This is a genomic window from Acidobacteriota bacterium (assembly GCA_003696075.1).
Classification (GTDB): domain Bacteria; phylum Acidobacteriota; class Polarisedimenticolia; order J045; family J045; genus J045.
The window spans coordinates 1-10259 of the sequence record RFHH01000134.1 but is presented as its reverse complement, the minus strand read 5'-3'; the positions used below and the strand labels follow the sequence as shown (position 1 = coordinate 10259).

The window sequence follows — 10259 nt, the reverse complement described above, 5'->3', positions numbered from 1 at the left end:
GGCCGCGCCCGCCGCCCGTCCCGGTCGCCGCCGGGTCGCGGCCGAAGATCTCCTCCGCGGGGCCTGCCCTCCGGGTGGCGGTGTTCGGGACGGCCCTTCCCCGGAAGGGCCTGCGGGAAAGACCGGCCGGCAGCGCCGCGGCGCGGAGAGCGCACCCGCGGCGGTGCGGCACGGCGTCCGGGCCGCCGGGCGCTCCGAGGCTGCGGCGCCGAGGGGTTCGATGCGCGCGAGTTCGGGCCGAAGCGTCCGTCTGACATCGAGTGGCGCGTCGACTCGCATCGCCGAGGGGAGCCCGGCACGGGCCCGGAGGCGCGGGGCACCTCGTGCCCTCCGGACGAGCGCCGGCAGCCCGAGCGAAAGGCCGGACCCGATTCGGCACGAGAGCTCGAAGTGGAACGCCGGCACCGCCGCCCGGTGGCCGGGGCGCCGGTCGGCGCAGGCCGCGCGCTCGGCCGAGGCACGCAGGCGAGCGCGTGGCCGATGCGGCGCTCCTGCCGGAAAGTTCGCGAACAGTCCCGCGAGGTCCCCCCGCCGGGAGCCGTTCGCACGGTTCTTCCCTCCGGTGACGTTCCCCGCACGGTGCGCCCGCCGGGGATGCCCCCGCCATCCGGCGCGGGGCGAGCCTGGATCCGGGGGCCGGCACCGGATCGCTCCGGCGTGGCGCCGCCGCCGCTCGGCTCCGCCGCGGCCGCACGGACGGCCGCCGCCGTTCGGGAATGCGGCCGTCGGCGCGGAAATCCCCGAAAGCGGAGGCGGTCGCCGCGAGCGGTTCCCGCCCGCCGCCGAGCGGTTTCCGGCTCTCGGACTCCCCGGTGTATAACGGCCGGCCGCCGCGTGAGGCCGGGAGGAGGGGCGCCATGCTCGCCGTTCGGGGTCTCGTCAAGCGATTCGGCTCGCTCGAGGCGGTGGCCGGCGTGTCGTTCGAGGTGGCCGACGGCGAGATCTTCGGCCTGCTCGGTCCGAACGGGGCGGGGAAGACCACCACGATCTCGATGATCGCGGGCGTTCTCGCGCCCGACGCGGGGGAGATCCTCGTCGATGGGCGCGACGTGTGGAGCCGTCCCGCGGAGGTGAAGCGGGCGCTCGGCGTGGTCCCCCAGGAGATCGCGCTCTACGAGGATCTGACGGCGCGGGACAACCTCGCCTTCTGGGCTTCGCTTTACGGGCTCCGCGGCCGGTCCCGCCGCGAGGCGGTGGAGCGGTCGCTCGAGCGGGTCGGGCTGAGCGGCCGCGGCGGCGATCGCGTCCGGACCTTTTCGGGCGGAATGAAGCGGCGGCTCAACCTGGCGATGGGGCTGGTCCACGAGCCGCGGTTGCTCCTGCTCGACGAGCCGACCGTCGGAATCGACCCCCAGGCGCGAGCCGCCATTCTGGACATCGTCCGGGAGATCGCCGCCGGCGGGACGACCGTGCTCTACACGACGCACTACATGGACGAGGCCGAGAAGCTCTGCCGGAGGATCGCGATCATCGATCACGGGAAGATCCTCGCCGCGGGGACCCTCGACGAGCTCACCCGACTCGCGGGGGAGAGCAACGTGCTTCGCGTCACCGGCCGCTTCCGGGCGGAAGAGCTGCACGCGCGCCTCCAGCGGCTCGAGGGTCTCGAGCCGCGGCGCGTCGACGACGGCCTGGCGATCCTCGCCATCGATCGGGACGGCCCCGGCCTGCCGCGCCTGCTCCCGGCACTCGTCGGCTCCGAGACCGGGATCGAGGACATCGCCATCCAGCGCCCCACGCTCGAGACGGTTTTCCTGACGCTCACCGGGCGCGAGCTCCGGGACTGAACAGCGATGGCGCCTGTCTTCGCCCTGATCCGCCGCGACCTCCTCCGCTGGTGGCGCAACCCGGGCCGCCTCGCTTTCCTTCTCGCCCTGCCGCTGGTGCTCTCGGCCATCTTCGCCCTCGCCTTCGGAACCGGGGAGCGAACGCCCCACGTCCGGGTTCTCCTGCTCGACGAGGATCGGACACCCCTTTCCCGAATGCTGGCGGGCGCCCTGGCCGCGGGAGGGGAGGACAACCCGCTCGAGGTGGATCCGGTCGGTCCCGAGGGGCGCGCCGAGATCGAGCAGGGCCGAGCGTCGGCCCTGGTCGTGATCCCCGCCGGATTCACCGACGCGTTCCTCGCCGGCCGGCCGGCGCGCCTCGAGGTGGTCAAGAACCCGGCCGAGCGCTTCCTGCCCGGGGTCGTGGAGGATCTCGCCCGGGCCGGGGCGGCCATCCTCTCGGAGATCTCGCGCGCCTTCCGTCCCGAGCTGGAGCGGCTCCGAGAGATGATGTCGGGCCGCCGGGATTCGGGGCCGGCGGCCGTCGGGGCGCTCGCCGCGATGATCGCCGAGAAGATGGACCGCATCGGCGTCTATCTCTTTCCGCCCGTCATCGACGTCGAGACGGTCGCGCCCGGCGGGGAGGGCGATCAGGCGCCGACCGTGCAGCGTGTCCTGGAGCTGGTGCTCCCCGGGCTGGCGGTCCTGAGTCTCCTCTTCTTCGCCCAGGCGGTCACCCGCGACGTCATGGAGGAGCGGGAGCGCGGCCTTCTGCGCCACCTGATGTGCGCTCCGCTCGGGCTGCGGCACTACCTGGTCGCCAAGGCGTCGGCCGCGGTGCTCGTCGGAGCGGCCGGCCTCGCCGCCCTCGTCGGTCTCGGATGGCTCGTGGGGGTGGCCTGGGGACCTCCGGGAGCCGTCGCGCTGCTCGTCGTCTCGTCGGCGACGGCGGCGGCCGGGCTGCTGCTCCTCCTCGTCGCCCTGTGCCGCAGCGCAGCGGCGGCGAACGCCGTCACGACGATGGTCGTGATGCTCTCGGCCATGGTGGGCGGCTCGTTCCTCCCGGTGACGGCGTTGCCCGACTTCCTTCTCCCAATCAGCCGCCTGACCGTCAACTACTGGGCGGCCAGCGGTTTTCTCGCGCTGATCCAAGGGGGAGGCGCCACCGAGGTGCTGCCGAACGTCCTCGTGCTCGGGATCGGAGGGCTGGCGGCGATCTCGGCGGGCACGCTCGTGCTCGGCCGCCGCATCCGCGCGGGGGGCGTGTGATGTCCGGGGTGCTGGCCATCGCCCGCAACGACCTGCGCCAGACGCTGTCGACACGGGCCGCCGTCTTGTGGATGTTCGTCTTCCCCGTCCTGTTCGCCCTCTTCTTCGGTGTCGTCACCGGCGGGAACGGGGCCGGCGAAGAGGTGCCGGGAATCGCCGTCGCCGACCGCGACGGGGGTCCGCTGGCCGGGCTGCTCGTCGAGGAGCTGGGCCGGAGCGGGCTCGCGGTCGTGGAAGAACGCTCCGGCGAGGAGGGTGGAGACCTCCCCGTGCTCGAGATCCCGCCCGGCTTCGGCCGCGACATGCTCTCGGGAAAGCGGGTCGTCCTGCGCCTGCGCGGCGGCGGGGGCGGCGGAGAGGAGGGCGTGGCGGTCGAGGCGCGCGTGTTCGCCGCCGTGGCGCGCGTGATCGGTGCCGTGGCGGCGCGCGCCGGCGCGGGCCCGGCCGGAGAGGTGCCGGCGGAGGAGTCCTTCGCCGGCTACGAGGGACCGGAAGATCTCGTCCGGGTCGAGTCCTCCTTCGCGGGCAAGGCCCGCACCGTCCCGGCGGGGTTCGCCCAGTCGGTCCCCGGGGACACGGTGATGTTCATGCTGCTCGTGGCGCTCACCTGGGGCGCCGCCGCCTTCGCGAGAGAGCGCCGCCAGGGAGTGCTGGCGCGCCTCGCCGCCGCGCCGATCGCCCCGGGCGCGGTCGTCCTGGGGAAGATCGCGGGTCGACTGCTCGTCGCGCTCGTGCAGGCGGCCGTCCTCGTCGCCGCCGCGGCGGCGGGGGTGCGCCTGTTCGGGCTTCCCCTGTCCGGCGATCCCCTCGCGGCGTTCGCCGTGCTCGCCGTGTACGCGCTCGCGGTCGCCCCGCTGGGCGTGCTGCTGGGAGCGGCGATCCGGGAGCCGGCTCGCGCGGCGAACGCCGGCGTGCTGGTGGCACTGGTCCTGTCCGCCCTGGGCGGATGCTGGTGGCCGCTCGAGGTCGTCCCCCCGTGGCTGCAGGCGGTCGGGCGCGCGCTGCCGACGGGCTGGGCGATGACCGCCCTGCACCGCCTCCTTTCGTTCGGGGGCGGGCTGGCGGACACGGCCCCGTGGCTGGGCGCGCTCGCGGCTTTCGGCTGTGCGGCGGCGGCCGCGGCCCGGCGGTTCGTCCGGATCTCCTGAGCCCGGCTGCCCGGCGCGGTGGCGCCCGCCGGGCGGCTTCGGGTAGCGTTGGGGCTCACGGGATCGCGGAGGCGATGGGGATCGACCTGCTGTTGCTCGTGGTGGCCGGCGCGGCCGCGGCCGGAGCGCTCGCGATGCACGCGACGCTCGCGCGGGCGCTCCGGGCGGGGGAGGACCCCGGTCCGGAGGCGGGAGGACCGCGCCTGCCGTCGGTGACGGTGCTGCGCCCGATCAAGGGGCTCGACGCGGGCGCCCGCGAGAACATCGAAGCCGCGTTCGAGATCGACTACCCCGGCGAGGTGGAGACGATCTTCCTTTTCGACGACGACCGGGAGCCCGCCCTTCCGCTCGTCGAGGCGGCCCTGGAGCGGCGCGGCCGCCGCGGCGTGGGGCGGACCTACCGGGTCCTGTTCTGCGGAGCGCCGCCGCCGGGAAGGACGGGCAAGTTGAACGCGATGATCGCCGGCATGCGCCACGCGCGCGGCGAGCTCATCGCGTGTGTCGACTCCGACACCCGCGCGGGGCCCACCGTCTTGGCGGGGCTGGTGCGCCGCCTTCTCGCCGACAGCCGGGCCGGGGCCGCTTTCGCGCCGGTGGCGGTCACCGACCCGCCGCTCACCGTGGCCGACGTCGCCTACGCCCTGCTCCTGAACGGCCTCTACTCGCCGGCCGCCGCCTGGGCGGCGCGGCGCCGGGCGGGGACGCTCCCCTTCATCATGGGACAGTTCATGGTGCTCAGGCGCGAGGCCCTCGCGGCGATCGGAGGCCTGGCCTGCGCGGAGGGTCAGCTCGTCGACGACATGTATCTCGGGCTGCGGCTCTCGGCCGCCGGCTACCGGAACCTCGTCGGCTCGGAACGGGTGCCCATCGTGCAGCAGGGGCTCGCGATCCGGGAGGCCGTGCCGATGTTCGTGCGCTGGTTCGCCTTCTCGCGAACCGGCCTGCCGGGCCGCGGGTTCAAGTCGATCTCCTGGCTGAGGGGCGCTTTCTTCTGGCTCGGCGCGGCGACCGCTGCCGCCGCGGCGGTGGCCGGCGCGTGGGCGGCGGCCGCGCTCGGTCTCGGGGCGGCGTTCGCGGTGGCCGAGAGCGTCAACCGCCTGCACGAGAAGGCCGGCGGTGCGCCGGTGCCGCCGCGCTTCCGGTGGGTCTCGGCGGCCCTCCTGCTCCTGGCGCCGGGCCTGCTTCTCGCCGCACGCGGCCGCCAGGTCGTCTGGCGCGGTCGGCGTTACGAGCTCGACTCCGAGGCACGCCTGGCGGCCAGACCGGCGGCCGCCGGCCGCCGCTGACGCCGCTCCGGGTGGCGGGCGCCGGCCGGGGATGTATCTTCCCGCGGAGATGCCGCGAGACCGCCACGCCGCCTCCCCGGCGGACGACCGCCGCTCCCGGCCCGGGAGCCGGACCGCCGCGCGGATCCTGCTGGCGGGCGTCGCCTTCGTGGCCGCACTCGGCGCCGTCGCGACCCTGTACGATCCCTACCAGCCCGACGGCCCGCCGCTGATCACCGGCGGGGCGTTCGACAGCCCGCCGGGCGATTCGGCGGGGCCGGCCGGCGGGCCGGACATTGCGGGGGAGGTGAGCTGGGCGCCCGGGGAGGGGATCGGGGGGAGCGGCGCGATGCGCCTCGTCGCGGCCGGCCAGCGCGCGTCGATGCGCTGGATCCTTCCCGAGCCGCGCCGGTACGCCTTCCTCCGCATCTCGGGGTGGATCCGCACCGAGGGGGTGGTGCCGGGGGACCGGCCGTGGCAGATGGCCCGCCTCCTCCTCTTTTTCGTCGATCGCCGCGGCAGGGGGATCTGGAACCGGCCGCACGTGTCGGCGCTGCTCAGCGGGGACAACCCCTGGCGGCGGATCGTCGGGACCGTGCGGGTTCCGCCGGAGGCCGCGGGGGCGCGCGCGTTCGTCCAGATCGTGGCCCGCTCCGGAACGATGTGGGTCGACGATCTGGAGCTGTTTCCGGTCAAGCAGCGCGCCTCCTACGCGCCGCTCCGGCTCCTCCTGCTCGGCACCTTCGTCGCCCTGGCGGCGGCGGGGGCGAGGGCGGCAGGCGCCTGGCGGCGCCCGTTCGGAAAGCCGGCGGTGGTCACCGCGGGCCTGATCCTCGCGGGAGTGCTCCTCCCCGGCCCCGCGATCCAGTCCGGCGTGGAGCGCGTCGGCGGCGCGGCGGCGCGCGCGATCCGATCGCTGAAGCCCGCACCGCGCCGCGACCCGGGGAAGGGGGGCGGTGCGGCGCCCGCAGCGCGCGCGGCGAAGCGGGAGGAAGCGAACGAACTCGAGGCGTTGTTCACCCGCACCGGTGTGCTCTACGCGAAGAAGGCGGGGCACGTGCTCCTGTTCGCGCTGCTCGGGCTGTGGGCCCAGCTCGCCTGGTCGCGCGCGGCGGCCGGGGAGGGAATGCCCCGCCCGAGACGGCTCGCCGGCTGGGCGGCGATGGCGGCGGGGCTGCTTCTCTTCGCCATGGGAAGCGAGATGCTGCAAGTGCTCACCGAAACGCGCCTCGCCCAGGTGAGCGATTTCCTGCTCGACGTGGCCGGGCTGGCCGCCGGCCTCGCCGCCGGTCTCGCCGCGGCGGGCGCGGCGTTGCTCTTCGGGCGGAGCCGCCCCGCCTGACGGGGACCGTCACGGAGCGCAGGGAGCGTCGCGCGGGCTCCCGTCGCTCGCATCGCCCAGCGGGCCGTCCCCGCCGCATCCGGTGTCGTGCCCGCGGACGAGGTAGGTGAACATCTCTCCGGCCGGGGGCAGATCGGGATCGTCGTAGCTCAGCCCGGTCAATCCGCGAGCGCGACACCCGCCGTAGTCGCCCGCCCGGAGCCCGGCCCCCGTCCCGCGGACGACGTCGTAGTCGTCGGCGCGGGCCGCGGCGGCCCACTCGAGGTGTGTCGCCCCCGCCGGTCCCCGCCGGGCGGAGAGCGGGTACACCTCGTCCGGCCGACCCTGCTCCGGGTCGAAGGGCGCGCAGTCGGCCGCGTCGTCGAGCCGATCGCCGTCGTCGTCCGCGTCGCACGCGTCGCCGGTGCCGTCGCCGTCGAAATCCGCCTGCGCGGGGTTCGCGGCGGCGGGGCAGTTGTCGTTGCGGTCGGGGACGCCGTCGCCGTCGGCATCGTCCAGCGTGATCGTCGTCACCGAGGCCTTCAGGATCCAATCGTCGCGGTCGAACAGCACGTCGGAGGGGGGCTCCGAGCTGTCCAGCGTGAAGTCCTGATCCCACGCGTCGTTCCAGACGGTCCTCACCTCGTCGCCGGAGGGGAGGACGAGGGTGAGGTCGACGGGCATGGTGAAGACGCCCGCATCCGTCTGGACCTGGTGGATCCTCACGTAGGTGCGGTAGGTCCCGTCGCCGAGATCGGCCGTGGACCAGCCGTATTCGTAGCGCGGGGAATTCTCGCCGTAGACCCACTCGTCGAAAAACCAGCCGAGCCCGGCGCCGTGGAAAGTCTCCATGTTCGCCTGGAACTGCGCGGTGTTCCCGACGCCGTCCTTGTGATCCGCGTACCAGGCGCGCAGCCCGTCGAAGAAGGCCTGCGGGCCCATGACGTGGCGCAGCATGTGGAGCACCCACGCTCCCTTGTCGTAAACGGTGCTGCCGAACAGCGCGGTCGGGTCGTAGACCGGACCGTCGAAGTGCTCTCTCCAGAGAGAGTTCATGTAGTCGTGGTAGCCGGGCCAGCCGTTGAGGTGCTCTTCCCACAGCGCTTCGCTGTAGGTGGCGAACCCCTCGTTCAGCCACACGTCCGCCCAAGTCTCGGGGCTCACCGAATCGCCCCACCACTGGTGCGACAGCTCGTGGGCGATGATGTAGTCGTATCGATGGGTTCCGTCGATCAGCGTGTACCCGTAAGAGGTGTTGGTCGTGTGTTCCATCGCCCCGGAGAACGGGAAAGCGCTCATCCCGTACTTATCCTCGACGAACGGATACTCGCCGAAGGTCTCGGCGTAGTAGCGGATCATCGCCGGCGTGTTCTTGAACGATTCCTGGGCGTCGGCGAGGTCTCCGGGGTAGACGTAGTAGTCGATCGGCATCGTGCCGCCCGAAAGCGTGTCGTAAGTGTCGGAGAAGGAGACGTAATCGGTGGCGGCGATGCTGACCAGGTAGGTCGTCAGCGGGTGCGAGGGGACCCAGTGATACTCGATCCAGCCGGGGGTTCCGGGGTCGGTGCCGGCGAGGACGCCGTTGCCGGTGGCCACCCACGGCGCGGGAACGGTCCAGCGCTCGTCGACCATCGCCTTGTCGTCGGGCCGGTCCTTGCACGGCCACCAGCCCCGCGCACCGTCCGGCTCGGAGAGCGACCAGGCCATCTTCCCGTATCCGCCCTGGAGGAACTTGTTCCAGCCGAAGTAGCCGGTACCGCCGGGATCGGGCTCGCCGGCGTAGGACACGGTGAAGGCGAAGACCTCGCCCGCGCCGTAGGGGCGGTCGAGCGTGACGGTGAGGACGCCTCCCTGATGGTCGAACGCGAGCGGCACGCCGCCGGAGTCGACACCGTCGACGTTCATGTTGTCCAGCAGGTCGAGCATCACCTGGTCGAGACCGTCCGCCAGGCTCTGAGCCGTCACGGTGACCTGGCCGTTGATCCGGCGGGTGTTCGGGTTGAACACGATCCGCAGATCGTACCGCTGGACGTCGAAGAGGTCCTGGTTGGCGAGTTTGGCCGAGTCCGCGGCCGCTTCGGCGGCCGTTCGGAGACCCCTCTTGGCGCGCAGCGCGTCCCGTTCCTCGGGCGTCGGGGGCCGCATGCCGGAGGCGGGCGCGGCGGCCGGGGCGGCGATGGCCAGGGCGGCGAGGAGTGCGGTCGTTCGTCGAGGGAACATGGTCCGGACCTCCGCGGGGCTTCATATACCGCGACGCCCCGGCGGGCGGAACTATAGAAAAAGGGGAGGGGCATCCGCCCCTCCCCGGTCGGTCTTCCGTTGGCCGCGCGGCTCAGAAGTCCATGCCGCCGCCCATCCCGTGGCCGCCGGCGGACTCCTTCTTCTCCTCCGGCACCTCGGTGACGAGCGCCTCGGTCGTCAGCAGCAGGCCGGCGACCGACGCGGCGTTCTGGAGCGCGACGCGCACGACCTTGGCCGGATCGATGATGCCGGCCTCGATCATGTCGACGTACTTCTCGGTCCGCGCGTCGAAGCCCTTGTTCTTGTCGAGGTTACGCACCTCGTTGACCACGACCGACGCCTCGAAGCCGGCGTTCGCCGCGATCTGCCGCAGCGGCTCCTCCAGCGCCCGGCGGACGATCTGGACGCCGATCTTCGCGTCCTCGCCCTTCACGCGGAGGTTGTCCAGCCGGCTCTGGGCCCGCAGCAGGGCGGCACCGCCGCCGGGAACGATCCCTTCCTCGACGGCCGCCTTGGTCGCGTGCATCGCGTCCTCGACGCGGGCCTTCTTCTCCTTGAGCTCAGCCTCGGTCGCCGCGCCGACCTTGATCACCGCGACGCCGCCGACGAGCTTGGCGAGCCGCTCCTGCAGCTTCTCGCGGTCGTAGTCGGAGGTCGTCTCCTCGATCTGCGTGCGGATCTGCTTGACGCGGGCCTCGATGTCGGAGGTCTTGCCGCGCCCCTCGATGATGGTGGTGTTGTCCTTGTCGAGGACGACCTTCTTCGCGCGGCCGAGCTCGGCGAGCTGGACCGACTCGAGCTTGATGCCCAGGTCCTCGCTGATGACCTTGCCGCCGGTCAGCACCGCGATGTCCTGGAGCATCGCCTTGCGGCGGTCACCGAAGCCCGGCGCCTTCGCGGCCGCGGCCTGCAGCGTGCCGCGCAGCTTGTTGACGACGAGCGTCGCCAGGGCCTCGCCCTCGACGTCCTCGGCGATGATCAGGAGGGGCTTACCGGCGCGGGCCACCTGCTCGAGGATCGGCAGGAGGTCCTTCATCGAGGAGATCTTCTTCTCGTAGATCAGGATGTAGGGATCCTCGAGGACCGCCTCCATCCGCTCGGCGTCGGTCACGAAGTACGGCGAGAGGTAACCGCGGTCGAACTGCATCCCCTCGACGACCTCGAGCGAGGTCTCGAGCGACTTCGCCTCTTCGACCGTGATCACGCCGTCCTTGCCGACCTTGTCCATCGCCTCGGCGATGATCTTGCC

General features: G+C 73.1%; 7 protein-coding genes. 5 read left to right on the top strand and 2 right to left on the bottom strand.

The window, feature by feature from the left end; translation table 11 throughout:
- Positions 1-857 precede the first annotated feature (857 nt).
- From D6718_08925 to D6718_08905, 5 genes are all read left to right on the top strand, one after another.
- Positions 858-1787: an ABC transporter ATP-binding protein gene (locus D6718_08925; GenBank protein RMG44928.1), complete on the top strand. Its 930-nt coding sequence runs from the start codon at positions 858-860 to the stop codon at positions 1785-1787.
- A 6-nt stretch (positions 1788-1793) separates the two neighbouring features.
- A complete protein-coding gene (locus D6718_08920; GenBank protein ID RMG44927.1) occupies positions 1794-3035 on the top strand; it encodes an ABC transporter permease in 1242 nt (413 codons plus the stop codon).
- Positions 3035-4183: an ABC transporter permease gene (locus tag D6718_08915; GenBank protein RMG44926.1), complete on the top strand. Its 1149-nt coding sequence runs from the start codon at positions 3035-3037 to the stop codon at positions 4181-4183. Before D6718_08920 ends, D6718_08915 begins: the two co-directional genes overlap by 1 nt.
- A 74-nt stretch (positions 4184-4257) precedes the next feature.
- Positions 4258-5469 (top strand): glycosyltransferase, encoded by a 1212-nt coding sequence (locus D6718_08910; protein RMG44925.1) that lies wholly within the window; start codon positions 4258-4260, stop codon positions 5467-5469.
- A 31-nt stretch (positions 5470-5500) separates the two neighbouring features.
- Positions 5501-6790 carry a hypothetical protein gene (locus D6718_08905; GenBank protein RMG44924.1) on the top strand — a complete coding sequence of 430 codons (1290 nt, stop codon included), beginning with the start codon at positions 5501-5503 and terminating at the stop codon, positions 6788-6790.
- Between the two features lie 9 nt (positions 6791-6799).
- Here the strand turns inward: D6718_08905 and D6718_08900 are convergent, their stop codons facing one another.
- Entirely contained in the window at positions 6800-8989 is a 2190-nt protein-coding gene (locus D6718_08900) for a hypothetical protein (GenBank protein ID RMG44923.1), read from the bottom strand.
- Positions 8990-9101: 112 nt separating this feature from the next.
- Positions 9102-10259, bottom strand: a 1158-nt coding sequence (gene groL / locus D6718_08895) for a chaperonin GroEL (protein ID RMG44922.1), incomplete at its 5' end; no start/stop codon positions are given.